Below are 26,198 nucleotides of genomic sequence, written 5' to 3'. Positions count from 1 at the left end.
GTATGGTGTACAACCTCGAAATAGTCGCAGCGCCAGATAGCAATCCGATCCAACAGCCACCCCGTACTATCCTGAAATGAAGCGCTTTTGGGAGGCAGCCATCATGCGGCAAGTGGTACGTTTCGGAATTGCCCTAATCGGATTTTTGGGAGCAGCCATGGCTTCGGCAATAGAAACACCTCAGCACACGGTAGTTGAGACACATTCGGACTTTGAGCTGCGACGTTATGCCCCGCAGATCGTCGCCGAGGTCGAAGTGGAATCCACTTTCGAAAATGCCAGTGGTTTGGCCTTCCGCATACTGGCGGACTACATCTTCGGTAACAATTTAAGCCAAAAGAAAATGTCGATGACTGCGCCAGTGCAACAACAGGCCAGTGAAAAGATCGCAATGACCGCACCAGTGGCACAGCAACCCACTGCGGAAACTACAGTAGAACCGAGCCCAAACGGCAAGCAACGCTACCGGGTGAATTTTTTCATGCCAGCGGAGTACACCATGGAAACGCTGCCGAAGCCGAACAATCAGTCAGTGACTCTGCGACAAATTCCCGAGCGAGTGATGGCCGTTCGTCGTTATCGCGGTGGCTGGAGCCAGGAGCGCTATCGCGCTGAAGAGCGCAGGCTGTTAGAGGCGCTGCGTGCAGCAGGGTTTACCATAAAAGACACGCCCATTTTCAACCGCTATAACTCGCCCTTCTCACTGCCGCTGATGCGGATCAACGAGGTTGCCATTGAAGTACAGCCGAGAACCTAACGGGCCGTTTGATGACAGCGCCCTTTCTGCCACTACTATCGTCCACCTTGAGCATGTAGCCGCGCCCCATGCCTGCCACGGATCGCACGCTATCCCAATCTGACAACCGGCGAGCTACTTGGCTCGAACTGTTCTTTGATCTGGTTTTTGTCGCCGTTATCAGCGCGGTCTCCACCGATCTCGCGCATACAGTGCACGGCCATCTAACCGTTGAACAGCTACTGCGTTTTCCACTGATATTCATTCCCGTGTGGTGGATCTGGATGACCCACACACTCTACGCGAACCGCTTTGACCAGGATGACCGTACCCACCGGTTCATTGCATTGCTAATCATGGCGCTGGTAGTTCTGCTTTCCACCTACTCCGAACGCACACTTTCTGTCGACTTCGACAAATACGTACTGACTTATGTGGTGATCCGCTGGATTTTGGCAGGTATGTATTTCGCCGTATACCGCAAGGAGAAGCGAGAACTCAACTGCGCCCGGAAAATTGGCGATGCAATCACCACCGGCGCACTGGTTAGCGGTGCGGCATTGTTTTTGGAAGGTCCTGCGCAATACATCGTGTTTTATCTGGGTATCGTCATCGACATCTGCTGGCAGGGGTGCTTACGCCACAATGCCTGCGAACATCCAGTGCACCGCTCTCACCTAGTGGAACGCATTGGACTGATGATCATCATATTACTGGGTGAGTCGGTAATCTCCATTGTTGGCAGCCTTTCCCAGGTCGACTGGACTCCACTGCGGGTAGGCGCTGCGGTCGCGGGTTTTGCTATGGCCTGGGGCTTCTGGTGGATCTATTACGATGCATTCCCACTACTGGAGCGCGCTTCAAGGCTGTCATCGGGCAACCTGTTGACGTTATCCCACCTTTTGCTTTGCATGGGGCTTCTACTGCTATCAGAGATGATCAAGTACACCATCGTCGACGACATGAACCGGGTTACGTTCAACCGTTTGGCAATTTGCGGCATGGTGGCATTTTATGTCGGCAAGCAACTGCCTTACTGGCAGCTGTTTCCGCCCTGGCGCAAGGGAATCATTCTCAATTCAACGGTGTGTCTGGCGATTACGGTGGGCAGTACTTTCCTGCCAAATATCCAGCTCTCACTGATGGGTATCAGCGCCGGCTCCTTGATCTACGTGGTGATGTCGTTTCGCATGTTCCGACGCCACCCAGTAAAGGATTACCTCGTACCACGCAACCAGTGATGCACTCAGCGGACGGAGCGCAATAAGGGAAATAAAAAAGGCCGCGCATTCCTGCGCGGCCTTCGCCAATTACTTCTCGCTCTGCGGGTTCAAGCCACGGCGAATCAGTAACGCATCTGTAGTCGGCTCCTGACCACGGAACTGTTTGTAAGATTCCATCGGCGGACGAGAGTTACCCACCTCAAGAATGTTCTTACGGTACCAGTCGCCGTTCTTACGGGTCAGACCACCACGTTCTTTCACGTAAGCGAACGCATCCGCAGCGAGGATTTCACTCCACATGTACGCGTAATAACCTGCAGAGTAGCCACCGCCGATGGAATGGGCAAAGTACGTAGACTTGTAGCGCGGCGGTACCGCAGGCAGGTCTACACCATGCTTCTCAAGCGCCTTGGCTTCAAACGCGGCCACGTCCTGCAGCTCGGAGTCGGCAGGCAGGGAGTGCCATTCCATATCCAGCAGTGCAGCAGACATGTACTCCAGGGTGTCGAAACCCATATTGAAGTTCTTCGCCTTCAATACTTTGGCCAGCAGCTCGTCAGGAATACGTTCGCCAGTCTTGTAATGGAAGGCGTAGTTTTCCAGAACTTCCGGCGTGCTTGCCCAGTCTTCTTCGAAGGTAGACGGGAACTCAACGAAGTCGCGGGATACGCTGGTACCGGCCAGGGTCGGGTAGCGCACATCAGAGAACATACCGTGAATACCATGGCCCAGCTCGTGGAACATCGTAGTTACATGGTCAAAGCTCACCAGTGTCGGTTCACCTTCCGGGCCTTTAGGGATATTCATCACGTTGACCACAACCGGCTTCTGCTCAAGCAGGCCAGACTGACCAACAAATGCACTCATCCAGGCGCCGCCACGCTTACCTTCGCGGGCAAAGTAGTCAGCGTAGAAAATTGCCAGGCTCTTGCCATCGTGATCAAACAGTTCAAACGCCTGCACATCCGGGTGGTATACAGGAAGATCCGGACGGGCTTCAAAACGAATGCCATACAAACGGTTCATGGTGTAGAACAGGCCATCGTGCAGCACGCGATTGAATTCAAAGTACTCACGCACTTCGTTTTCGTTCAGGTCGTATTTCGCCTGACGTACTTTTTCCGCGTAGTAAGCCCAGTCCCAGGGCTGGACGTCAAAATCGCCGCCCTCTTTTTCGATCATCGCCTGAATTGCAGCCTGTTCAGCCTTGGTATTGTTCACCACCGCCGGCACCATGGAATTAAGCATATTCATCACGCTTTCCGGCTTTTCCGCCATGGTGTTAACCAGCTGGTACTCGGCCCAGTTGTCGTAACCCAGCAGGCCAGCCTTTTGCGCACGGATCTGTACCAGGCGCTGTACGAGCGGCTGATTATCCAGCTCACCGGAAGTACCACGATTTGCAGAAGCTTCCCAGATACGCTGACGCAACTCGCGATTTTTCAGCGAGGTGAGTACCGGCTGGCGAGTAGTGTTGGTAATGCTGATCAGGTATTTGTCTTCGTGACCCGCCGCCTTGGCTGCTGCGGCGGCAGACTTGATCTGCGCGTCGGAGAGGCCTTCCAGTTCCGCCTTGTCATCAACCACAACAGCGATCGCCTTGCTGAGCTTCAGCAGGTTCTGGCTGAACTGGGTGGTGAGCGTGGAGTGCTCTTCGTTCAGCGCGCGCAGCGTGTCTTTTTGCTCAGCGGAGAGCTTCGCCCCCGCCTTAACAAAGTTATCGTAATAGACTTCCAGCAGGCGCTCGGATTCCGGGTCCATCTCCAATGCTACGCGCTGGTTGTACAGAGATTCCACGCGGGCAAACAGGTCGGCATTCAGGTAGATGCTGTCAGAGTGGGCTGCCAGGCGCGGAGCCATTTTGCTCTGCAGCGCACGACGGGCTTCGTTGCTGTCGGTACCAACCAAGTTAAAGAACACACGGGATACACGGGTCAGCAGCGGACCAGCTTCTTCCATCGCCACAATGGTGTTGTTAAAGGTTACCGGCTCGGAGCTTTTAGCAATCGCCTCAATTTCTTGCAGGTGCTCCGCCATACCCTGCTCAAATGCAGGCTCAAAGTGCTCGTCTTTGATACGGCTGAAATCCGGAGCCTGGTATTGCAGCTCACTGGCAGCCAGCAACGGGTTGTCCTGGGTTGCCTGAGCAGTCACGTCGCTCGCCGCCTGAGTTTTTTCTACTTCCGGGGCCTGTGCCGAAGTGGAAGAATCGTTCTTGGGCGATTCGGAACAGGCTGCAATGGCCACGATGGCTACAGCTAGAAGAGATTTGCGCATGTCATTCTCCGATATACGTCAAAACGAGTAAGAAAATCTACAATCTCGAAATCGGGGCCAAACAGAGCTGCTGGTGCAGCCGTTTAAAGTTTTCTCCGTAGGCCTCACAGACCCTAATTATCTGTTTTTGTTCATATTTCCACAAAAATCAGGAAAGAGGAGTCTGGCATTCTTGAATGGTCAGCAATAGCTCTATTTCGGTCGTTCCAACCCAGAAAGTATTCCATTGACCTCACTGCTTCACTGACCACAGCAGTTTCAATTACCGCTATCACCACAATAGGAACGACGTTTTAATGTGCCGCTTTATTCTGTATCATCGCCCCCCTTCGATTCCGTGACCGATCAGCCGCGGTTCGAAAGCCCCGAAAAATCTGGACACTTTTTGGCCGCCAAATGGCCCCAGATCGCCCCCGAGATACAGGTTACAGAATGAACGATAACGAAATCCTGGCGCTGTTTGATGAATGGAACAACGCGCTGCAGACTGGCAACCCAAAAAATGTCGCTGCGCTGTACGAGAGCAACGGCATCCTGCTGCCGACTGTGTCGAACAAGGTTCGTCACAACCACGCAGAGATTGAAGATTACTTCGTGCATTTCCTGGCCAAAGGCCCTCAGGGAAAAATCGACGAAGCGAATATCCGCACCTTTGGTGAGCTCGCCATCAATTCCGGCGTGTACACCTTCACCTTCGCAGACGGCGCGGTTGTGCAGGCCCGGTACACCTTTGTGTACCGCTGGAATGGTCAGCGCTGGCTGATCGTGGAGCACCACTCCTCCGCAATGCCTGAGTAAATTCCGAATTTGCGGAGTGCTCTTTATCACCCGCCTCCCGGAAAAAAATGCGCCCGCACTTTGCCAACAATGAATGTTGTACGACAAAGTGCGGGCTCATTGCTATACAGGGAACCTGCTTAGCTTTCCATGTAGTCTTCAATCGACGGGCAGGAACAAATCAGATTCTTGTCCCCGTAGACGTTATCGACCCGCCCAACCGGCGGCCAGTATTTTTCCCGGCGCAAACACTCCAGCGGGTACACCGCTTCGGCTCGACTGTAGGCATGGCTCCAGCTTTCCTCAACCAATACTTCCGCGGTATGCGGTGCATTGACCAGGGGGTTGCTTTCCAACGGCCACTCGCCGGCCTCCACCTTGGCAATTTCCGCACGGATCTGAATCATTGCGTCACAGAAGCGATCCAGCTCCTGCAGAGACTCACTTTCCGTAGGCTCGATCATCAGCGTGCCGGCAACCGGGAACGACATGGTGGGCGCGTGGAAACCGTAGTCCACCAGGCGTTTGGCCACGTCCTCTCCAGAAATACCACTGGACTCCTTCAGCGGGCGCAGGTCCACAATACATTCGTGGGCCACACGACCATTAGTGCCGCGATACAGAATCGGATAACTGTCTTCCAGACGATGGGCGATGTAGTTGGCGTTGAGAATTGCCAGCTCGGTTGCGGAACGCAGCCCTTCCCGTCCCATCATGCGGATGTACATCCAGGTGATGGGCAGGATGCTCGCCGAGCCCACGCTCGCTGCCGATACGGGCACCCCGGCCCGGCCAGCCGCACCACTGCCTCCGGCAATTGAACCGGGCAGGAATTCTGCCAGATGTTCGCGCACCGCTACCGGGCCTACGCCAGGGCCACCCCCACCGTGGGGAATGCAGAAGGTTTTATGCAAGTTCAGGTGCGATACGTCGCCACCAAATTTTCCGGGCTTGCATAAGCCCACCATGGCATTAAGGTTGGCACCGTCGATATACACCTGGCCGCCGTGGGTATGCACAATTTCCGCAATGTCATTGATGCCCTCTTCAAACACGCCGTGGGTCGAAGGGTAAGTCACCATGATTGCCGCGAGGCGTTCGCTGTGCTCTTCGGCGCGTGCACGCAGGTCTTCCAGGCAAACGTTGCCGTTATCATCGCACTTCACCACGACCACGCGCATGCCACACATCTGGGCGGAAGCCGGGTTGGTGCCGTGGGCGGAGCTTGGGATCAAACAGATATTCCGCTCCTCTTCGCCACGGCTGGCATGGTAGGCGCGAATGGCCAACAGGCCCGCATATTCCCCCTGAGAGCCGGCATTGGGCTGCAGGGAGATAGCATCGTAACCCGTGATCTCACACAACATGGCTTCGAGGGATTCCACCAACTGCAAATAACCAGTTACCTGCTCTGCCGGCACCAACGGATGCACGTTGGCAAATTCGGGCCAGGTCACCGGGATCATCTCTGCGGTGGCATTCAACTTCATGGTGCAGGAACCCAGCGGGATCATGGAGCGGTCCAGCGCAATGTCCTTGTCAGCAAGCTTGCGCAGGTAGCGCAGCATTTCGGTCTCAGAGTGATAGCGGTTGAACACTTCCTGGGTCAACGGCTTGTCACCGCGTAACAGCTGGCCCGGCAACACTGGCGCGACATCGGATTCCAGCGCGTCGAAATCCAGAGCTTCTTCGCCCGCAAATAGTGACCAGATTGCTTCTACGTCTTCGCGGGTAGAGGTTTCATCCAGCGTCACGCCGACATGATTGTCATCGACCACACGCAAGTTAAACCCACCCTCGCGGGCCTTTTGATGCAGCATCTGCGCTTTCCCGTCGACCGCAAGCGTCAAGGTATCGAACCAAGTTGGGTTTGCGATGGAAACACCTAGCTTGCCCAGACCCAGCGCGGCGACACTGGTCAGGTGGTGTACCCGATTGGCGATATTTTTTAGCCCCGTCGGACCGTGGTACACCGCATACATGGATGCCATGACCGCCAGCAGTACCTGCGCGGTACAGATGTTAGAGGTGGCTTTCTCACGGCGGATATGCTGCTCACGGGTTTGCAGGGCAAGGCGGAATGCGGGATTACCGTTGCTGTCGATGGATTGGCCCACAAGGCGACCGGGCAGCGAGCGCTTGTAAGCCTGGCGGGTTGCCATATATGCGGCGTGCGGGCCACCAAAACCCATGGGGACACCGAAGCGCTGGGTAGAGCCTACGGCTACATCCGCGCCCAGTGTACCGGGCGCGGTCAGCATTAGCAGGCTCAGGATGTCTGCAGCCATTACCACCAGGCCGCGCTGGGCATGCACCGCATCGATTAACGCGCGATGATCCTGCACGGCACCACTGGTACCCGGGTATTGCAGCAGCGCGCCAAATACCTCTAGCTCCCCTAAACCTTCGTCCGCATCGCCCATTACCAGCTCGATACCCAGCGGTTCGGCGCGGGTGCGCAGCACTTCGATGGTCTGCGGCAAACAATCGGTATCGACAAAAAATACGTTCGACTTGGACTTACTCATGCGCTGACACAGCGTCATGGCCTCTGCAGCAGCTGTGGCTTCATCCAGCATCGAAGCGTTGGCCAGGTCCATCCCGGTCAGCTCACTGACCATGGTCTGGAAATTAAACAGCGCTTCGAGACGGCCTTGGGAAATCTCCGGCTGATAAGGGGTATAAGCGGTATACCAGGCGGGGTTTTCCAGAATATTGCGCAGAATCACATTCGGCGTGCGGGTACCGAAATAGCCCTGGCCAATAAAAGACTTCAGGGGTTTATTCTGCTCCGCCAGCGCACGGATTTCTGCCAGTGCTTCGTGCTCACGAATCCCATCTGCAATGGAGAGTGGCTCCGCTTCACGGATATGCGCGGGTACTACCTCACTGATAAAGGCGTCCAGGCCCGAGTGGCCAAGCGCGGCGAGCATGGCATTGGTTTCCGGTGCAGCGGGACCGATATGTCGGCGGGAGAACTCCGCGTGGTCTTCCAACGCGGCCAGAGTATTTTTTGCCTTAAGCATGTGCGTTTCTTGCTCCTGTTCTTTTCTTGCTGCGCTCAGCCTTCAGCCTGCTCGGCATATTCTTCAGCGCTCATCAGAGTATCGAGCGCACTGGCCTCTTCGAGGCGAACACGGAAAAACCAACCTTCCCCTTCCGGGTCTTCGTTAACCAACTCAGGGGTTTCTTCTACTGCACTGTTGACCTCAACCACCGTCGCGGCGAATGGCAGTGAAATATCGCCAGCGGCTTTCACCGACTCAATCACCGCCGCCTCTTCATCAGCTTCCAGCGCACGCTCTGCCTCGGGCAGTTCCACGAACACCACATCCCCCAACTGCGACTGCGCAAAATCGGTAATGCCGACGGTGACCAGGTCTCCCTCTGCGCGAAACCACTCGTGGGATTTTGTGTACTTCACATTGCTCATGTTGCTTTTCCTTCTATGACACAGCGTCGTCCGCTGGCGAACCAATCGCTTTATTTGAAATCTTGTGTGATATGGCCAATCAGCCGCGGTAATAGCGCTGGCGCACAAACGGCGTTTTCGCCACGGTAATGGCAACCTGCTTGCCGCGGACCAGTGCATACAAATCCGTACCCACTTTTTCGTAACCGCGGTCGAGATAGGCCATGCCGATGGACGCACCCAGAGTCGGGCCGAAACCGCCGCTGGTTACCTTGCCGACAATGTTGCCGGCCTCGTCGATGACATCTGCGCCCGCACGTACCGGCACTTTGCCGACAACGGTAAAGCCAACCCGCTTGCGAGAAACACCCTCTTCCATCTGGGCAAAAATCGTTTCGGCCCCCAGGAAGCCACCGGCCTTGTCGCCACCGGCACGGCGAGAGCGGGCGATACTCCACTGCAGCCCGGCTTCGATCGGTGAGGTAGTGCGATCCATATCATTGCCATACAGGCACAGGCCGGCTTCCAGGCGCAAAGTGTCGCGCGCACCGAGACCAATCATGGCGGTGCGAGGGTCTTTCAGCAGTTCACGGGTGACCGCCTCCACGGCCGTGTCGGCGACAGAAATTTCGAATCCATCTTCGCCGGTGTAACCGGAACGGGTGATGTAGCAATCGTAATCAAATAGCTTGGTGTGCACGCCGTGCATAAACGTTAACGCGCGTGTATCCGGGGCCAATTCGCCAATCAACTCGCCAGCCTTGGGACCCTGCACTGCCAGCAGCGCACGCTGGCCCAATACACGGATATCGCAACCGCGCAGGTGGTTTTGCAGATGCGCCAGGTCCCCTGCGGATGTTGCCGCGTTCACTACCAGGAAAAACGCGTTCTCGGCCCAGCGGGTAACAATCAAATCATCCAGAATGCCGCCACTTTCCGTGGTCAACACGCTATAGCACTGCTGGTTAATTCCCAGACCCTCTACATCAATAGGAAGCAATGCTTCCAAGGCCTCCGCAACACCTTCGCCACTGACCAGCATCTGCCCCATATGGGAGACGTCGAAAATACCGATGGCATCGCGAGTGTGTTGATGTTCGCGGACAATACCGGCGGCGTACTGCACCGGCATGGCATAACCCGCAAACGGCACCATTTTTCCGCCGAGTTCAACGTGCAGATCGTAAAGTGGGGTTTTCAGTGAATCCTTGAGAGCGTTCTGGGCCATGGTCGTCTTCCGTCGTTAACATTCGATCACACTGACAGGCACATCGATCACATTGACCGCCAGCCCGCCACGTGCGGTTTCTTTGTATTTGTCCTGCATATCGCGCCCGGTATCACGCATGGTGCGAATCACCTTGTCGAGGGAAACCAGGTGCTGGCCGTCGCCACGCAACGCCATCCGCGCCGCGCTGATTGCCTTGATGGAGGCCATGGCGTTGCGCTCAATACACGGCACCTGTACCAAGCCACCTACCGGGTCGCAGGTAAGCCCAAGGTTGTGCTCCATGGCGATTTCCGCCGCGTTCTCCACTTGCTCCGGGATCCCCCCCAGCACTTCCGCCAGGCCCGCAGCCGCCATGGAGCAGGCAGAGCCCACCTCGCCCTGGCAGCCGACTTCGGCACCACTGATCGAGGCGTTTTTCTTAAACAGAATGCCCACCGCCGCTGCGGTGAGCAGGAAGCGTTCGACATCGCCGGCACTGGGCTGCTTGGAGAAGCGCATGTAATAGTGCAGCACTGCCGGCACGATACCCGCGGCACCATTGGTCGGTGCGGTAACGATGCGGCCTCCCGCTGCGTTTTCTTCGTTCACCGCAAGGGCATACAGGGTTACCCAATCGAGCGCAGATAAGGGATCAGAAAGACACGCCTCCGGTCGACTCAGCAGCTGTTGGTTGAGCGCCGCTGCACGGCGCTTCACATCGAGCCCGCCCGGCAGCACACCTTCATTGCGAATACCGTTGGTTACACATTCCTGCATAACGGACCAGATCTGCTGCAAGCCAGCGGTGGTTTCCGCATCATTGCGCCAGGCAGACTCGTTCGCGCGCATGATTTCGCTGATGGACAACCCTTCACGCTTGCAAAGCGCCAACAGCTCCTCCCCGCTAGAGAAATCAAACGGTACGTCCACCTTACTCTGCTCTAGGGACTGGTCTGCAGCCGCCTCAGCTTCGGTAACAACAAAGCCGCCTCCCACCGAGTAATAGGTTTCTTCCAGCAGCAACTGCCCGCCATCTGCAAATGCGGCAAAGCGCATGCCGTTGGCGTGATGCGCCAATTCCTCTTCCCCGTGCAGCTGCATATCCGCATCGCGGTCGAACGGAATGGTCCGCTCACCGGCGAGTATCAGCTGGCCCCGGGCTTCGATTTCCGCAACCCGCGTATCTACTTGCGTGGTATCGATGGTTTCTGGCTGTGCACCTTCCAGCCCCAGCAGCACGGCCTTAGTCGTACCGTGGCCAACGCCAGTTGCCCCCAGAGACCCAAACAACAGGGATTGCACCCGGCCAGTCTTGGCGAGCAGCCCCTGGGCTTTGAGCAATTGCAGGAACTGCCCCGCGGCCTTCATTGGGCCTACGGTGTGGGAACTGGACGGGCCGATACCAATCTTGAACAGATCAAAAACACTCAGTGACATGGCGGTTTAACCTGCTAGTCCAAAGGTGGTGAGAGTGAACGAGATCCCCGGGGTATGTCCGAACGGTCATAGGGGCCCCGAATTAGCATTTATTGAGCGATGCTAGCCCGCCTGATAGACTTTTAAAAATTTATAGTTCTGATTCTTCTATAAGATTTTCTTATGCAACTACCCCACAAGAATATCCCTATGGAGTGGCTGAGAACCCTGGTCACGGTGATCGATAGCGGGGGGTTCAGTCAGGCTGGCGAACTGCTCTCCCGGACACAGCCAGCCATCAGCCGGCAGATCAAGGAGCTAGAAGAGCGCCTGGGAAGACAGCTGCTGCTGCGTTCCGGGCGCACGCTCAATGTCACCGAGAGCGGTTTGCGGGTCTATGACCAGGCCAAGAAAATTCTCGCCCTGAACGACGAGCTGCTTTTGGAGTTCTCCGGCAGCTCGGTTACCGGCAAGCTGCACCTGGGTATTCCCAGCGAGTTCGCATCGGTACTGCTGCCGCGCATCATTGGCAGCTTCTCGCAGAATTACCCGGACGTGTCACTGGAGGTCACCAGCGACCTGAGCCGCAACCTGCTGGCCAAGGGCAAACGGGATCAGTTCGACCTGATTTTGGCTCTGCAGGAAGACTCGCAAACCTCCGATGAAAATATCGTCCTGAAAGACGACCTAGTGTGGGTGGCGAGCCCCAAGTTCTCGGCACATCTGCTGAAACCCCTGCCCCTAGTGCTCGCACCCGAAGGCTGCATGTACCGCAAGCGGGCGGAGGCGATGCTGCAATCGGCAGATATCCCGTGGCGCAATGTGTTTACCATTCCGGATCTCAATGGGATCCAGTCCGCCCTGGAGGCGGGCCTCGGCATTACCGCCCTCACCCGCAGCACGGTGCCCGAATCCCTGCGTATCCTCAGGCCGTCCGGAAGCCTCCCCAAGCTAGGCGAAATCGGCATTGGGCTGCACTTCAAGAGCAATCGGCCAAGCCCGGCTGCCATGCGTCTGGCAGAACATCTACAGAGCGGCTTGCTCGCAAACTAACCACTTCCCTGGCTATAAGCCGGCACAAGTAAATAAACGATATGGACAACCCTATCGGGTAGTTTGATACTTAATATGCCGGCGACAAAGGTGCAAAAATGACGACTTCTATAATGTGGCCAAGCGCGAGATAACCAATGACCTACGTACCCTCCAAAAGCCCGATCCTGAAACTTTGGCAAAGCTTCGGCGGCAATGGCTTTGGCCGCTGGCTCGTGAGCAAAATTGTCTGCTTTAATGCGCCCTACTTCAGCTCTATCAAACCGCGCTTCACGGAGATAAAGCCGGGTCTGGTCGAGGTAAAGCTAAAAAAACGTCGCGCGGTGCAAAACCACATTAAAACCGTGCACGCCATTGCCATGTGTAACGCGGCGGAACTCGCCGGCGGTGTTTGCCTCGACGTATCGCTTAACGGCAATTTCCGCTGGATTCCCGTGGGTATGACCGTGCAATACCGGAAAATGGCCAAAACCGATTTGCGCGCCGTGTGCAGAGTCGATGATTTTCACTGGGATTCTGCGCAGGACGTGGTGATGCCCGTCAGCGTGTTTGATACCAATGGCGAGGAAGTCTTCCACGCAGACATTACGATGCGGATTTCCCCGAAGAAAAAATAAGCTGCCCTAACTAATGATAGCTTTCTAACCGTTATACTGGCGTCATGACTAAACCGATTCCCTCACACCATTTCCGCTGGCTTTCATTCGATCAGCTAAGCCCTGATGAACTCTACGAGATACTGCGGGCACGCCAGGAAGTCTTTGCCGTAGAACAGGAAAGTATTTATCAGGACGCCGATGGCAAAGACCAGCACGCAAAGCACCTAGTGTGCTGGAAGACTGAATCCACCACTCCCACCCTACTTGCTTATCTGCGTGTTGTTGCACCGGGAAAGAAATATGCCGAGCCTTCTATCGGCCGTGTGCTCACTCGCGAAAGCGCACGGGGTACAGGAATTGGTAAAGAATTAATGCGTCTAGGCGTCGAGCACACACTGAGGGAACACCCACAGGCGAACATTCGTATTTCAGCGCAACTGTACTTGAAGCGCTTCTATGAAGAGTTGGGTTTTGCCCAAGTCTCCGACGTCTACGACGAAGATGGGATTCCACATATTGAGATGTTGCGTCAGCCAGAACACTGAAAAACAGCCTCAAAACCCGCCCCAAAAACACTCACCCCACAAGCTTGACTAAAGTCAAAAAACGCAATCTATATCAAAACTTTTTGATATAAAACGCGCGCTTTCTGCGTTAAGGTTTCTCAAAACAGAGTAACAATAAAGCGAGAGCCCTCATGAGCAAAGCCTATAACGAGATGTCTTATGTTGAAGTTGCTGCGATTTACAACGACATCAACAATATCCCGCTCGATGCGGCCGCCGACCTCGGTAAAGCAGCCGCAGACCTTGTAGGTGAAGGCGCCAAGATCATGGACTTCGGCGGTGGTGCTGGACGTATCTCCGTCCCTATCGCATCCCACACGGACATGATCGCCATGGATATTGAGCACCACATGCTCAAGGCATCCAAAAAACTAGCCGAAGATCGCAATATTCGCGCGCGCCAGTCTGTTGGCACCGTTCTGCAAACTCCCTTCGCAACCAACACCTTCGACGCGGTCATTACCACCAACGTACTGCACCAGGTTGAATTTTGGCGCGACGCGCTAAAAGAAGCCGCCCGCGTACTGAAGCCCGAAGGTGTTTTCATTATTGGTCGCGATGTGCTGGACGAAGAATCCAATGCGAGCGCCCTGCGCAGCCAGTCCCGCATGTTCACGGTGGATATCGCACCGGAAATGCGCCCGACCGATGCCGCCGGCCCAACCCTGTTCCAGGAGATTCAAAAACTCGGCGGTCAGATGACACGCCCGGTGGTTGGATGTAAGTGGATCGAAAAGGTTTCCATTGCAGAGATCCTCGATCGCATGGAAAACGGCGTGCACAACGAAACCTGGAGCCTGAACCGCGAGCAAATTGATGCACTCATGGCCAAGGTACGCCCGTGGGCAGAGTCGCACTTCGAGGATATTCACGCGGTCGAAGATGTTCAGTGGGAGTTCCACCTCTACCCAATCCACGGTATTGGCAAGTAAGGTATTTGGGGAAGACAACCGGGGGAGACTGATCCCCCGCGCTCTCCGAACACGAATAATGATAACGACTGCAAGAGTACCGTATGGACAAGCGCCTTCTGATATTAAAAGCATTTCAGCTTACCCTGCCGCGCGCCGCTGCGGGCTGGCTATTCGCGCTGCTCACAAGTAATTTCAATCGTATTGCCATTTACGACCTCGGCATCACCGCCGTGGTAATTACCAGCCTGCTGGGGCTCTATCATTTCCTCTCCCCATTCCAGGTTATTTACGGTCGTATCGCAGATAGGATTCCAATCTTTGGGCTCCATCGAACCCCCTATGTATTGATTGGCATGACGGTCTCCGCGATCGCGGTCGCCACACTACCCTACATTGTGGTTCCCATGTCGCAAACACCCAACGAATTTCTCGGGGTGACTTTTCCATACATCACGTATATCGCCGCATTTATCGTTCTGGTTATCTTCGGTATTGGTTTTGCCGGAGCCGGCGCCAACCACCTGGCACTGGTTGCCGAAGTGATTCCCGAGCGCAGCCGCGGACTCGTGACCGCGCTGATCTGGACCATGCTCATCGTCGGCATGATCGTGTCGCTGCAGTTCATTCGCCACTATATGCCCGTCTACGATGAGCAGACTATGCGTGATCTGTACCTGCTTTCTATTCCGGTAGTGGCAATCACCACGCTGCTCGGTTTGATCGGTGTCGACAAACCACGCACAGCGGAATCTGCTGCCGCATCGGATAACAAACTGGACGCGGAAGAACACGCTAGCCTGAAAGACTTCGCAGTGGATGTCGCCAGTAACTCGACGGTTAGAAACTTCTTCGCCTTCATCTTTCTGTTTATGTTTGGCTACAGCCTGCAAGACAACATTCTGGAAGTCTTTGGTGCTGAAGTACTACAGATGACGGTCGGCGAAACTGGCCGCTTCCAGCAAATTTGGGGCACCGGTGCAATCATCGGCATGTTCTTGATGGGATCTCTGGTGTTTCGCGGTGGTATATCCAAGATCAACGCTATCACCTTTGGTATCACCGGCATTGGCTTCTCGATGTTCGCTCTGACCGTAGGCGCCTACCTCCCTTCAGAAACCCTCGTTAACTATTCGCTTGTCAGTATGGGATTCTTCAATGGATTTGCTCTGGTAGGCACGCTCACCAGCATGATGGAGTTCACGACAGACAAAGAGCGCGGTGCTTATATCGGCCTTTGGGGACTGGCCATCGCATTTGCCAACGGCCTCGCCTCCATGGCTGGCGGCCAGCTGGTGACCTCGTTGATCGAAAGCGGCATGTTCAGTGCCTCAGACGGCTTCGCCATCATCTTCTTCGTTGAAGGACTTATCAGCCTGTACAGCCTGTACTTCCTGTGGCGAGTGAATGTTGAGAGCTTCCACAAGCGCATCAGCAAAGATGGTCTCAGTAATGCCATGGCGTCTGACCTTGGTTAACCCTGCAAATAATTCAAATAAAGGTGCATCGAAATGAAAGTAAGTGAGGGTCAGGCAAAATTGCAGTTTACCCTGCAAAAGATCGCCATCGCCTGGAGCTTTTGCATGGTGGTGACGAGCTTCAACCGCATCGCCATTATTGAAATGGGGTTGCCGGCTGCAATCATCTCTCTACTGATCGGGGTCTACACCTTGTTCGGCCCTATCCAGCCAATCATCGGCCGCATGTGCGAGCGCTGGCCGATCTTCGGCTATCGCCGTACTCCATACATGCTACTGGGCACCCTGCTCGGCAGCTTTGCATTCCCGCTGATGCCCGGCGTACTTGTCGATATGCAGGCGGGCAGCACCCTGGCGTATTTCTACTGCCTGCTGCTGTTCTGTGCTTTTGGTATCTGTATTGCCATGCAGGCAAATGTGTTCCTCGACCTGCTCAACGACGTCACCACCAAGGAAAGTCGCTCACGCGTGGTCACCCTCACCTGGACGGTACAGGCCCTGGCCATGGCGGGATGGGCGTGGGTGTTTGGTGCACTGATGCCGGTGTACAGCCTGGAGGCCATGCAGGACCTCTACAACCTGACCCCGATCGTGATGATCAGCATTACGATTCTTGGCCTGATCAAACTGGAAACCCGACTGACGCCGGAACAGCTTCAGAAAATTAAGACCAACCCGCCCAAGCCGGTAAAACTACTTGAGCCGATGAAGGAGTCCATGGCGGTACTCGCCTACAACCATCAGGCGCTGCTGTTTTTTGTATTCATTATCTTTTCCCTGCTGTCGGTATTTCTGCAAGACATGTTGCAGGAACTGTGGGCGGCGGACCTGTTCGGCCTGGCTGCGGGTGAATCCACAATCTATCAGCGCTTTTACAACGGTATTCAGACTGTCGGTATGGCGGCTTGCGGTATCTTTGTCGGCGTAACGGCGAAAAAGCGCTTACAGGCAAAGAAAGCGGCTGGTCTTTCCGTCGAAGATGAAAAAACCCTGCCACTAGATTTCGGCAAAAAACTGATGCTGATTGGTGCATCGCTTTCCATTGTCGGATTCGGTCTACTGGCCTGGGCCGCCTGGCTACAAAACCTGACCCTGTTCAACGTGTTTTACTGCTACAGCGCCTTTGCGCTCGGGCTTCTGGTATTCCCCTCCATTAGCTTTATGGCAGACATGACCGTCGAAGGCCAGGAAAGCCGCTACCTCGGTTTGTGGAGCCTCGGACAGGTAATTGGCTTATTCCTTTCCTTTACCGTCAGCGGATGCCTGTATTCCCTGCTGGTAGAAAGCCAAGTACTTACCGCCAATATTGCTTTCGCTCTCATCTTTGTCTTGCAGGCACTGATGGTTGTCTTCAGCTACCTGGTTGTACGCAATGTCACCATCGAAGGCCTCAACGACGCAGCAGAAAAAGAACCTGACGCTCCAATTACGGCCGACTTACAACCAACGACCAAATAACACCGAATAAGTAATACCCAAAAACGGGAGAGACATAATGAACATTCAAGATTACCTGGACATTCTCCGCTGCCCGCACTGTACCGCTGAAAACAAGGGCCTCCTGTCTGAAGTGAAAAGTGATTGGCTGGGCTGCAGCGACTGTGGCCGTCAGTATCCGATGGTTGAGGGTATCCCAGTGATGCTTCCTGAAGAAGGTGACAAGTGGCAAGGCGTTGCGGCAAGCGAGCTCCCCACCATCTCGGAGCACGACCGCTTCGTTAACAGCGCTGACTGAAATTCTGGCACCAAGGTGATGGAGCAGATCTGCCACGATCGCTCCATATACCCTTAAGACCGCGCAAGAAATAACAACGAATAAACACAAACGCGACTGACAACAGTGGCGTCCGGCTTAGGTATTGAGATATGTGGAAGACAGACCTGTTTCCAACGCAGCTCGTGGGCAGCTATGTAAAACCCCGCTGGCTGGCAGACCATAACAAGGTTTACCAGAAAGAAGGCACCTGGTGGAACGTAGAACAAGATCTACTTCCTGAAGCCATCGATGATGCTGTGCGCCTGGCAGTCTACGATCAGAATATGGCCGGCATGACATTCGCCACCGACGGTGAAGTACGCCGACAAACCTTCAGCGGCCACTTCTACAGCCTGAAAGGTATCGATCAGGAAAACCCGGAAGAATTCACCAACTTCCACAACGATATTACCGAATATCTGAAAATGAAGCAGAAGGCCACCAATGTCGGTGCCGATCTGAAAAAAGAAGAAGCACCCAAGCAGACCCACAAGGTTTTGTTCCCCGCAGTACGGGAGAAAATCCAGTGGCATGGGCCAATGGTTGTCAGCGACATTCCATTCCTGAAGCGCTATGCCGCAAACCGCAGCAAAATCACCGTGATTGGTCCTGTTACCCTCTCCTACCGACTGGTAGATGCAGGCGTGTACCCAGACCAGGCGGCTTTGTGCTTTGCGATTGCCGATGCCCTGAATCAGGAGCTGAAGGCACTGGCTGCGGCCGGTGTGGATCTGATCCAAATCGACGAACCAGAAGTGCACTTCCGCTACAGCCAGTGCCAGGACTTTGCTGTTGAAGCCATCAACCGCATGGTTCGCGGCGTAGACTGCCTGACTTCTGTGCACGTTTGCTACGGCTACTCAAAGAATATCGCACTCAAAGAACCAAGCCCTATCTACCCGAAAGCGGTATCGCTGGTTGCCGAGTCCGACATTGATGCCATTCATACTGAGTACGCACAACCCGGGCATACACCAGACTTCCTGCAGTCTGTTGGCAACAAGCTGGTTGCCATCGGTGTTCTCAATCTGGACCCACAGGGCCAGGTGGAGGAAGTAGAATCCATTCGCAAGATGATTATTGATGCAATGGAAGTGATCCCGAAAGAGCGCATCAGCCTGGCACCGGATTGCGGCATGTGGTTCCTCGAGCGCGACTTTGCATTCCGCAAAATCCAATCCATGTGTCTTGCTGCAAGCTCCCTCCGAAACCAGTTTGGTTAAAGCTGGAGGATTTGTGGGAACCCGAAAAACCCTTGAGGAACTGGTTCGGCAACTGCAGCTGCAACTGAACCCTGCTGTATCAGTGGACCCGGAGTTTATGGAGAGTATCCGGGTTCACTGCTACAGGGATGTGGCTGACCCAGCTGTATTAGACAACCTGAACAACTGTTTTCAACAGCAGCGCCCTATTCCTCAGTACACCCCAGAAAGCTATACCGCGTTTATTCTATCTAAGCCGTCTTTCACCGACAGCGTGATTGAAATCCATGCGTTGGAATGCCTTGGCGATGATGGTCATCCAAATGGCGAGCTTTGGGTAAAATTGAAGTCTACAGCGGCCCTGGCAGCCGCGCATGATCTTCCGCAGGAGAAGACAGCCTTACCGCTGGCAGAGCTGCAGACTACCCTGCTTGGGGCGGTCGAATTACCCAATGTAACGCCCGCCATTCAATCCAGCGGCCCCGAGTGGCTGTGCAGCACATTGGTGTGTGGCGAAGACACTTGGTTGTTACCAGCCATCGAAACACCACTGGATGTGCCCGAGCGCTTCGCCGGGCACTGCTACATCAAACTCGTAACCGAAAACCACCCTGCCGGGCGAACACTGCGCACAGTATTAGATGAGACAAGTAAATGAGTAAGTATCATGTGTATGGACTGGGCGCAGCCCTGGTCGATACAGAAATTGAAGTATCCGATCAAGATCTGCAGACGCTCAAGCTTGAGAAAGGCCTGATGACACTGGCAGATCGCGAACAGCAACAGCAACTACTTGGCCAGCTGGAAGATCATCTGATCGCCGCGAAGCGCGCCAGTGGTGGCTCCGCAGCAAATACCGTGATTGCCGCCAGCTACTTTGGCAGCAACACCTTTTACAGCTGCAAAGTTGCGGCCGACGACAATGGCGATTTCTATCTCAACGACCTGGATGCTGCCGGTGTCGACTATCACCGCACCCTCCAGCGGGAGTCCGGCGACACCGGGAAATGCCTGGTAATGATTACCCCGGATGCGGAACGCACCATGGTGACCTATCTGGGTATCAGTGAGACGCTCTCTTCCGTAGAGCTGCACCCAGAGGCGATTGCCGCTGCGGACTACCTCTACCTGGAGGGTTACCTGGTAACCTCCCCAACCGGGCGCGCGGCGGCCATTGAGGCCAGCCGAATCGCGAAAGCCAACGGTACGAAAGTCGCCATCAGCCTGTCCGACCCGGGTATCGTGCAGTACTTCCATGACGGACTGCTTGAAATGATTGGTGAGGGCGTCGACCTGCTCTTCTGCAACCAAGACGAAGCCACCGCCTTTACCAAAGTGGACTCCCTGGACGCAGCGGCTAAACAGCTCAAGCAATACGCCAATTGCTTTGCCATTACCCTGGGCCCCGAGGGCGCGCTGGTGTTTGATGGCAACGAAGCGGTAAAAGTCGCCTCCAATCCGGTGAAAGCGATCGATACCAATGGCGCCGGAGACATGTTCGCGGGAGCGTTTCTCTACGCCATCACGCATGGACATGACTTCACCTATGCCGCAACGCTGGCCAATCGCGCTGCGGGCACTGTGGTATCGCAGTTCGGTCCACGCCTGAAGGCTGGACAGCATCAGGAAATTTTGCAGGAGCCGGTTGCGGTCTGACGGCAAGTTCGTACTAGGGGTATCCCGAGCCATCAGGATACCCGTCTTATCTCGTCCTCAATTCTCTCTCAGCTCTTTCCTATCCTCACCGCTGATCGCTCTTCTACCTCACCGCGGCCCTCTCTAAAAACAAACGGGCATAAAAATGCCCGCCGAAGCGGGCAAAGTCACACTCAATAAGGCAAGAATGATTAGAAGCGGTACCCTACTGTCAGGCTGCTCATACGGCCCATACGGTTAACGATGGACGGGGCCTGATTCTGGGTCCAGATAAACGGACGGTAGGCACTGGAGGGCGTGTCATCATCCATCAGATTTTTCACGCTGAGCTGGCCATACCAGCTGTCACCCTCGATACCAGTTACCAGGTTGGTATCCCAGTGATCGTCGATCCACAGGGTGTTTACGGTGTTGATGTAACGCTTGTCCTTCCAGACAGAGCTCAGGTCCATATAGAACTCGGCGCCGTTGGCCATGTCGCGCGAGTAGCGCACGCCCGCATTGAAGGTATTCCGGTAGTTGTTGATCATCGTCTTGCCGGACAAATCACCATCGGAAACCATCAGGTTACTCATGACTTCACAGCCGCCACCGAGGACTGGCAAACAGAACGGGTAAGCAGTCGCATCGAGCCCCATCGCGTCGTAATCCACGTAACCGAAGGTCACACTTTGCACACCCTTAACCACCTCCGCATCGTTGAAGGTGTAGGCTGAGTGGAAGGCCCAGTTATCACTGATCTGGAAGGCAGTCTCGATTTCGATACCACGAATTTCCACCGCACCCAGGTTCGTGGTGATCGCCGCAGGAATGGTGGCACCGTTACTGAACTGGGAGAACTGGCGAATATGCTGGTCATCCCAATCGATACGGTAGGCAGCGATATTCATGTAACCGCGACCATCCAGAACGGTGCGCTTCGCGCCCAGCTCAAAGGTAAGGTTGGTTTCCGGATCGTAGAGCATCTCGGACTCTACCGGTGTACCACCATTGATGCCGCCGGACTTGGTGCCCCTGGCAATATTCAGGTAGAAATTAGTGTATTCATCGTAGGTGTAGGTCGCGATCAGGCGCGGTGACACCCAATCCCAGTCACCTTGAACCTCACCCTGGGCACCGGTGAAGTGCAGGACGTTGTCCGCAACCTTGTCTTCACGGGTATAGCGCGCTTCCACACCCACGTTCAGCTTGTCGGTCACGTCATACGCGAGCGCCGCGAATGCGGAGGTCATCTCGGTGCTGTGGTTGGTCTGGGTAATCTTGGTTGCATTACCGTTCTCATCCACCGCCAGGATGGAAGATGCAATAGACGCGGAGTTAATCTCATCGCCGAACGGGCTGCCGCTCGCCGGCAGTGCGCTGGAGGTCAGCCACTGATCAAGCTCCACTTCGGAATACAGCAAGCCTGCGCTCCACTGCAGTGGGCCAGCATCGTTGGACTGAATGCGGAATTCTTGGCTGAACGCGGTGCGGTCATCATTGGGCTGACCACCGTAGTTGTAAGCCATGACATTCAGCAGATAGGCGTTGGTGCCCCCCAGATTCACAGTCGCAACATGGTTAGGCATCATGTCCGTAGGCGTCACCGGGCCAAAACCGGTATCTACCGGAATCACCGGAGCAAATACCATGGTGGGCGCCATATAAGCGTTGGCGTAGCCCTGCAGGGAGCGGGTCACGGTGTCCGATGCCGCAGTGATGGACGTCAGGGTAACGTCGGCGATATCCCAATTCACGCGCAGGCTGTACAAATCAGACTCATTAGTCACACCGAACGCATTGCCGGCAAAACCGTCCGGGTCGGCCGCCTTGGCTTCACCATAATAAGCACTCGGTGCGCCAGTCACCGCCGCCATCCCGGCTGGGGTCAGCGTGTTAGCACCCGGGATATAGTGCACATTTGGAATCAGGAAAGGCGCACCACCGGTAACCATGGTATTGATCTCAGCGGCGTGCTCGGCGTTGGGCGTTACTTCGTAGCCCGCGTTGTGATGCTCGTGCACATCCACGTGCGCCACGGAGAGGTCAAGTTCGAGGGTGTCAGTCGGGGTAAACACCACGCGCAGGCGCTGTGCTTCGTTGTCGATACCACCCAGATAGGTATCCCCCTGCTTGAAGGTAGAACCGGACTCGGAATCCACCAAATCCAGGCTGACCGCCAGTTTGTCGCCAATGGCGCTGGCGATACGGGCCTCGACGCCCGACTGGCCTTCGGCACCAGTGGTCGCTTCGATCTTGGCTTCGAACTCGTCAGTAGGCTTGGTGGTGATGTAATTCATGGCGCCGGAAAAGGCGTTGCGACCATAGATCGCAGACTGGGGGCCGCGTACCACTTCCACGCGTTCCAGGCCCATCATCGGCATGAACGTAGAAGCGCGGCCGGAGACATAGACACCGTCGACGAACATGGCCACGTTGGTGTCGTCACCGATCAGGCCGGGCTGGCTCATACCGCGAATGGTAATAGCGCCGGTGGCCATGGTGCCCGAGGAATCATAAACAAGACCCGGGGAACTGCGCACCACATCGCGCAAGTCCTGCATGGCGGAACGCTCAATGTCTTTCTCTGAGAAGGCATTGATGGCCACAGGAATTTCCTGAAGGCTTTCCGTCCGGTTACGGGCGGTAACCGTGACTTCTTCTAATACTGGCTGTCCTCGATTGATGTCAGCGTCTGGTTTGACCGCTTCATCAGTAGCTGCCATAGCGGTTGTTGTGAGGCTTCCGGCCACTACCGCAATGTAGAGCGGCTGCTGCTTGAATTTGGACATTGGTCCCTCCGAGGCTCAGTTAGATTTTTTATTAACGCCTGAGTGGTCTGCAATAACTACAAGGGTAAATGCATGAACTGGAATGATCCAATGTCCCTTTGCTGACGTAACCCGTATTTGGCTTTTAATTACATCTCCAACACAGTACCAAGCAGCAAATGTGCTATCAATATAACTTTTAACCCAAACACACGCCTAATTTGAGAAAAGTCAATTTTGGCAACTGTCCTAAATTAGGTATTTCCAACCAAAAGATTTCCGCCCAAGCAGCGGGCGCAAGCTGGCCAACAAACAGCCTCTTAGCACCAAAACAGGTCTCCGAATACCACCGGATGTGGCGCCAAATTAAACCTACCTAGAAAACAAAACCCCCGCTACGACGCTCGCAGCGGGGGCTTTTCACACTAGAGAGCAGATATCGCCTTAGTATTTGTAGCTGTCAGGCTTGTAAGGGCCCTCAACTTCCACGTTGATGTACTCAGCCTGCGACTTGGTCAAGCGGGTTATCACGCCGCCAAAGCCTTCGACCATATCTTTTGCTACCTCTTCATCCAGTTTCTTGGGCAGCACCTTCACGTATAGCTGAGCTGTCTTTTCCTGCTCTGGGAGGTCGGCGAACTTCCGCTCCCACAGGTAAATTTGGGCCAGAACCTGGTTAGCAAAGGACCCATCCATAATGCGTGAAGGATGACCAGTGGCGTTGCCGAGATTTACCAGGCGACCTTCGGACAACAGGATCAAGTGATCGTTTTTACCGCGATCGCGGTAAATCTTGTGCACCTGCGGTTTTACTTCCTCCCACTCGTAGTGCTCGCGCATGAAAGCAGTATCAATTTCGTTATCGAAGTGACCGATGTTACAAACCACTGCGCCATTTTTGAGAGTTTGCAACATGGCTGCGTCACACACGTTGACGTTACCGGTGGTGGTTACCAGCAGGTCAGTAGTGCCGAGTACCGCGGTATCAATATCCGCGATTTCGCCAGTGTTCACACCGCCTTTGTAGGCGGAAACCACCTCAAAGCCATCCATGCAGGCCTGCATGGCGCAGATCGGGTCAATCTCGGTAACCTTTACAATCATGCCCTCTTGGCGCAGTGACGCGGCAGATCCTTTACCGACATCACCATACCCAATAACCAGCGCTTTCTTGCCGGACAGCAGGTGGTCAGTACCGCGCTTGATCGCATCGTTCAGAGAGTGACGACATCCATACTTGTTGTCGTTTTTGGACTTGGTTACCGCGTCGTTTACGTTGATCGCCGGCACCTTCAGCTCGCCTTTGTCGAGCATCTCAATAAGGCGATGAACCCCGGTAGTGGTCTCTTCACTGATACCGTGGATGCGATCGAGCAGCGCCGGGTACTTTTCATGGCACAGCTGAGTCAGGTCGCCGCCATCATCCAGAATCATGTTTGCGTCCCAAACATCACTGCCATCTTTCTCGGCCAGTACAGTTTGCTCGATACACCACCAGAATTCGTCTTCGGTTTCACCCTTCCAGGCAAATACGGGAATACCGGCGGCAGCGATCGCTGCAGCCGCATGATCCTGGGTGGAGAAAATATTACAGGAAGACCAGCGCACCTCTGCCCCGAGCTCTACTAGGGTTTCGATCAGTACCGCGGTTTGGATGGTCATGTGAATACAACCCATGATCTTGGCGCCTGCCAGCGGCTGCGACTGCTTGTACTTGCGGCGCAACGCCATCAGTGCGGGCATCTCCCCTTCTGCGATCGCAATTTCCTTGCGCCCCCACTCCGCCAAGTTGATATCGGCAACTTTATAGTCTGTAAAATTTGTCATTTCTATTTCCAGATTCGCTAGCCGGTAGAGGTAAATCGCACACCTCATCCAACCGGCTTGAATAATATTTCGAGGGAATAAGACCCCCGCACGACTCGCACTGGGGGAACTCAGTTAACCGGCAACCGCACGCTGCAGGGCTTCTACCTTGTCGGTCTTTTCCCAGCTGAAAGCGGTAAAGGTCGTTGATTTTTCCTCACCACCCTCTTTCCAGGTGTAGGTGTGCTCGAACGGCTCGCGCCCGAAGTGGCCGTAAGAAGCCGTCAGCTGATACATCGGATGCTGCAGGTCAAGCACGCGGGTAATCGCGTATGGTCGCAGGTCGAATACCTCGCGAATCGCCTGGATCAGTTGCGCATCAGAAACTTTGCCGGTGCCAAATGTGTTAACCGATACTGAAGTAGGCTCGGCAACACCAATCGCATAAGAAACCTGTACTTCACAGCGATCGGCGAGGCCGGCAGCAACGACGTTCTTGGCAACATAACGGCCAGCATACGCAGCGGAGCGGTCTACTTTTGAGGGGTCTTTACCGGAGAAGGCGCCACCGCCGTGACGGGCCATACCACCGTAGGTGTCTACAATAATTTTACGGCCAGTAACGCCGGCATCACCTACCGGCCCACCAATTACAAAATTACCGGTTGGGTTAATGTGGTACTGGGTACCTTCATGCAGAAGTTCGCTCGGCAACACCTCGAGGATGATGTTTTCCATCACCGCAGCCTTAAGCTCTTCTTGAGAAATGTCTGGCGAATGCTGAGTAGACAGTACTACCGCATCAATCGCTTCCGGTTTGCCATCTTCGCCATAGTGGAAAGTCACCTGACTTTTCGCGTCAGGACGCAACCACGGCAGGATATTTTTCTTTCTCAGGTAAGCCTGACGCTCCACCAGGCGGTGTGAGTAATAAACTGGTGCGGGCATCAGGGTCGGGGTTTCGTTAGTGGCATAACCGAACATCAAACCCTGGTCGCCAGCACCCTGATCTTCAGGTTTTGCACGGTCAACGCCCTGGTTGATATCGACGGACTGTTTGCCAATGGCATTGATCACTGCACAGGTTGAACCGTCATAGCCAACCTCGGAGCTGTTGTAGCCGATGCCCGTAATTACATCCCGCACCACGTCTTCCAGATCGACATAGCAGCTGGTTGTCACCTCACCCACCAACATGGCAAGTCCGGTTTTCACTACGGATTCAACTGCCACACGGGCGTCCGGATCCCGCGCAATAATTGCATCCAGCACGGCATCGGAAATTTGATCGGCCATTTTGTCCGGGTGACCCTCGGAAACAGACTCCGAGGTAAAAACGGAATATTCAGACATAGGTGCATCTACCTTAT

General features: G+C 54.8%; 21 protein-coding genes. 13 read left to right on the top strand and 8 right to left on the bottom strand.

The features are described from left to right. Positions 1–157 precede the first annotated feature (157 nt). Together LCM31_RS09410 and LCM31_RS09405 are read left to right on the top strand one after the other, a co-directional pair. Positions 158–757, top strand: a complete 600-nt coding sequence (locus tag LCM31_RS09410) for an SOUL family heme-binding protein (protein WP_224869459.1) — start codon at positions 158–160, stop codon at positions 755–757. A 68-nt stretch (positions 758–825) separates the two neighbouring features. Next, positions 826–1,977 (top strand): low temperature requirement protein A, encoded by a 1,152-nt coding sequence (locus tag LCM31_RS09405; RefSeq protein ID WP_224869457.1) that lies wholly within the window; start codon positions 826–828, stop codon positions 1,975–1,977. A 69-nt stretch (positions 1,978–2,046) separates the two neighbouring features. On the opposite strand, the gene LCM31_RS09400 is transcribed toward LCM31_RS09405, so the two are convergent. Continuing rightward, positions 2,047–4,236: a M3 family metallopeptidase gene (locus tag LCM31_RS09400; RefSeq protein WP_224869456.1), complete on the bottom strand. Its 2,190-nt coding sequence runs from the start codon at positions 4,234–4,236 to the stop codon at positions 2,047–2,049. A gap of 432 nt (positions 4,237–4,668) precedes the next feature. Here LCM31_RS09400 and LCM31_RS09395 point away from each other — a divergent pair, with 432 nt between their 5' ends. After that, entirely contained in the window at positions 4,669–5,034 is a 366-nt protein-coding gene (locus tag LCM31_RS09395; RefSeq protein ID WP_222228545.1) for an SgcJ/EcaC family oxidoreductase, read from the top strand. 119 nt (positions 5,035–5,153) lie between these two features. Here LCM31_RS09395 and gcvP read toward each other — a convergent pair whose 3' ends face one another. The 4 genes from gcvP to LCM31_RS09375 form a co-directional block, all read right to left on the bottom strand. Beyond that, on the bottom strand, positions 5,154–8,039 hold the full coding sequence (gene gcvP, locus LCM31_RS09390; protein ID WP_224869454.1) for an aminomethyl-transferring glycine dehydrogenase: 2,886 nt from the start codon (positions 8,037–8,039) through the stop codon (positions 5,154–5,156). 35 nt (positions 8,040–8,074) lie between these two features. Further along, complete coding sequence (gene gcvH, locus LCM31_RS09385; protein WP_224869452.1) at positions 8,075–8,446, bottom strand: glycine cleavage system protein GcvH; 372 nt, start codon at positions 8,444–8,446, stop codon at positions 8,075–8,077. Between the two features lie 79 nt (positions 8,447–8,525). After that, the gene (gene gcvT, locus LCM31_RS09380) at positions 8,526–9,653 is read right to left on the bottom strand and encodes a glycine cleavage system aminomethyltransferase GcvT (RefSeq protein ID WP_224869450.1); all 1,128 of its coding nucleotides are present in this window, start codon (positions 9,651–9,653) and stop codon (positions 8,526–8,528) included. A gap of 15 nt (positions 9,654–9,668) precedes the next feature. After that, entirely contained in the window at positions 9,669–11,072 is a 1,404-nt protein-coding gene (locus tag LCM31_RS09375; RefSeq protein ID WP_224869448.1) for an L-serine ammonia-lyase, read from the bottom strand. Between the two features lie 189 nt (positions 11,073–11,261). Here LCM31_RS09375 and LCM31_RS09370 point away from each other — a divergent pair, with 189 nt between their 5' ends. The 10 genes from LCM31_RS09370 (at position 11,262) to LCM31_RS09325 (ending at position 20,272) form a co-directional block, all read left to right on the top strand. Then, positions 11,262–12,104, top strand: a complete 843-nt coding sequence (locus LCM31_RS09370; RefSeq protein ID WP_224869446.1) for a LysR family transcriptional regulator — start codon at positions 11,262–11,264, stop codon at positions 12,102–12,104. 137 nt (positions 12,105–12,241) lie between these two features. Continuing rightward, complete coding sequence (locus LCM31_RS09365; protein WP_224869444.1) at positions 12,242–12,721, top strand: hotdog fold domain-containing protein; 480 nt, start codon at positions 12,242–12,244, stop codon at positions 12,719–12,721. A 44-nt stretch (positions 12,722–12,765) separates the two neighbouring features. Beyond that, positions 12,766–13,248, top strand: coding sequence for a GNAT family N-acetyltransferase (locus LCM31_RS09360; RefSeq protein WP_224869442.1), 483 nt, complete (start codon positions 12,766–12,768; stop codon positions 13,246–13,248). Positions 13,249–13,400: 152 nt separating this feature from the next. Then, a complete protein-coding gene (locus tag LCM31_RS09355; protein WP_224869441.1) occupies positions 13,401–14,201 on the top strand; it encodes a class I SAM-dependent methyltransferase in 801 nt (266 codons plus the stop codon). 83 nt (positions 14,202–14,284) lie between these two features. After that, entirely contained in the window at positions 14,285–15,658 is a 1,374-nt protein-coding gene (locus LCM31_RS09350) for a BCD family MFS transporter (protein ID WP_224869439.1), read from the top strand. Positions 15,659–15,691: 33 nt separating this feature from the next. Next, positions 15,692–17,116 carry a BCD family MFS transporter gene (locus LCM31_RS09345; protein WP_224869437.1) on the top strand — a complete coding sequence of 475 codons (1,425 nt, stop codon included), beginning with the start codon at positions 15,692–15,694 and terminating at the stop codon, positions 17,114–17,116. A 37-nt stretch (positions 17,117–17,153) separates the two neighbouring features. Further along, positions 17,154–17,393 carry a Trm112 family protein gene (locus LCM31_RS09340; RefSeq protein WP_224869435.1) on the top strand — a complete coding sequence of 80 codons (240 nt, stop codon included), beginning with the start codon at positions 17,154–17,156 and terminating at the stop codon, positions 17,391–17,393. A 131-nt stretch (positions 17,394–17,524) separates the two neighbouring features. After that, positions 17,525–18,637 carry a cobalamin-independent methionine synthase II family protein gene (locus LCM31_RS09335; protein WP_224869433.1) on the top strand — a complete coding sequence of 371 codons (1,113 nt, stop codon included), beginning with the start codon at positions 17,525–17,527 and terminating at the stop codon, positions 18,635–18,637. Further along, a complete protein-coding gene (locus LCM31_RS09330; protein WP_224869431.1) occupies positions 18,630–19,274 on the top strand; it encodes a hypothetical protein in 645 nt (214 codons plus the stop codon). Before LCM31_RS09335 ends, LCM31_RS09330 begins: the two co-directional genes overlap by 8 nt. Then, a complete protein-coding gene (locus LCM31_RS09325) occupies positions 19,271–20,272 on the top strand; it encodes an adenosine kinase (RefSeq protein WP_224869429.1) in 1,002 nt (333 codons plus the stop codon). Before LCM31_RS09330 ends, LCM31_RS09325 begins: the two co-directional genes overlap by 4 nt. Positions 20,273–20,463: 191 nt before the next feature. Here the strand turns inward: LCM31_RS09325 and LCM31_RS09320 are convergent, their stop codons facing one another. The 3 genes from LCM31_RS09320 to metK all read right to left on the bottom strand — a co-directional run bounded on the left by LCM31_RS09320 (position 20,464) and on the right by metK (position 26,181). After that, positions 20,464–23,043 (bottom strand): TonB-dependent receptor, encoded by a 2,580-nt coding sequence (locus tag LCM31_RS09320; RefSeq protein ID WP_224869427.1) that lies wholly within the window; start codon positions 23,041–23,043, stop codon positions 20,464–20,466. 423 nt (positions 23,044–23,466) lie between these two features. Next, entirely contained in the window at positions 23,467–24,849 is a 1,383-nt protein-coding gene (gene ahcY, locus LCM31_RS09315; protein ID WP_224869425.1) for an adenosylhomocysteinase, read from the bottom strand. A 114-nt stretch (positions 24,850–24,963) separates the two neighbouring features. Continuing rightward, entirely contained in the window at positions 24,964–26,181 is a 1,218-nt protein-coding gene (gene metK / locus LCM31_RS09310; protein WP_224869423.1) for a methionine adenosyltransferase, read from the bottom strand. Positions 26,182–26,198 lie beyond the last annotated feature (17 nt).

This window comes from Microbulbifer agarilyticus (genome assembly GCF_020171345.1).
Lineage (GTDB): Bacteria > Pseudomonadota > Gammaproteobacteria > Pseudomonadales > Cellvibrionaceae > Microbulbifer > Microbulbifer agarilyticus_D.
This window is presented reverse-complemented; position numbering and strand designations above follow the sequence as displayed.

Coding starts and splice junctions, on each gene's coding strand:
- LCM31_RS09410 (WP_224869459.1), top strand. CDS start 158: ATGGCTTCGGCAATAGAAACACCTCAGCACACGGTAGTTGAGACACAT.
- LCM31_RS09405 (WP_224869457.1), top strand. CDS start 826: ATGCCTGCCACGGATCGCACGCTATCCCAATCTGACAACCGGCGAGCT.
- LCM31_RS09400 (WP_224869456.1), bottom strand. CDS start 4,236: ATGCGCAAATCTCTTCTAGCTGTAGCCATCGTGGCCATTGCAGCCTGT.
- LCM31_RS09395 (WP_222228545.1), top strand. CDS start 4,669: ATGAACGATAACGAAATCCTGGCGCTGTTTGATGAATGGAACAACGCG.
- gcvP (WP_224869454.1), bottom strand. CDS start 8,039: ATGCTTAAGGCAAAAAATACTCTGGCCGCGTTGGAAGACCACGCGGAG.
- gcvH (WP_224869452.1), bottom strand. CDS start 8,446: ATGAGCAATGTGAAGTACACAAAATCCCACGAGTGGTTTCGCGCAGAG.
- gcvT (WP_224869450.1), bottom strand. CDS start 9,653: ATGGCCCAGAACGCTCTCAAGGATTCACTGAAAACCCCACTTTACGAT.
- LCM31_RS09375 (WP_224869448.1), bottom strand. CDS start 11,072: ATGTCACTGAGTGTTTTTGATCTGTTCAAGATTGGTATCGGCCCGTCC.
- LCM31_RS09370 (WP_224869446.1), top strand. CDS start 11,262: ATGGAGTGGCTGAGAACCCTGGTCACGGTGATCGATAGCGGGGGGTTC.
- LCM31_RS09365 (WP_224869444.1), top strand. CDS start 12,242: ATGACCTACGTACCCTCCAAAAGCCCGATCCTGAAACTTTGGCAAAGC.
- LCM31_RS09360 (WP_224869442.1), top strand. CDS start 12,766: ATGACTAAACCGATTCCCTCACACCATTTCCGCTGGCTTTCATTCGAT.
- LCM31_RS09355 (WP_224869441.1), top strand. CDS start 13,401: ATGAGCAAAGCCTATAACGAGATGTCTTATGTTGAAGTTGCTGCGATT.
- LCM31_RS09350 (WP_224869439.1), top strand. CDS start 14,285: ATGGACAAGCGCCTTCTGATATTAAAAGCATTTCAGCTTACCCTGCCG.
- LCM31_RS09345 (WP_224869437.1), top strand. CDS start 15,692: ATGAAAGTAAGTGAGGGTCAGGCAAAATTGCAGTTTACCCTGCAAAAG.
- LCM31_RS09340 (WP_224869435.1), top strand. CDS start 17,154: ATGAACATTCAAGATTACCTGGACATTCTCCGCTGCCCGCACTGTACC.
- LCM31_RS09335 (WP_224869433.1), top strand. CDS start 17,525: ATGTGGAAGACAGACCTGTTTCCAACGCAGCTCGTGGGCAGCTATGTA.
- LCM31_RS09325 (WP_224869429.1), top strand. CDS start 19,271: ATGAGTAAGTATCATGTGTATGGACTGGGCGCAGCCCTGGTCGATACA.
- LCM31_RS09320 (WP_224869427.1), bottom strand. CDS start 23,043: ATGTCCAAATTCAAGCAGCAGCCGCTCTACATTGCGGTAGTGGCCGGA.
- ahcY (WP_224869425.1), bottom strand. CDS start 24,849: ATGACAAATTTTACAGACTATAAAGTTGCCGATATCAACTTGGCGGAG.
- metK (WP_224869423.1), bottom strand. CDS start 26,181: ATGTCTGAATATTCCGTTTTTACCTCGGAGTCTGTTTCCGAGGGTCAC.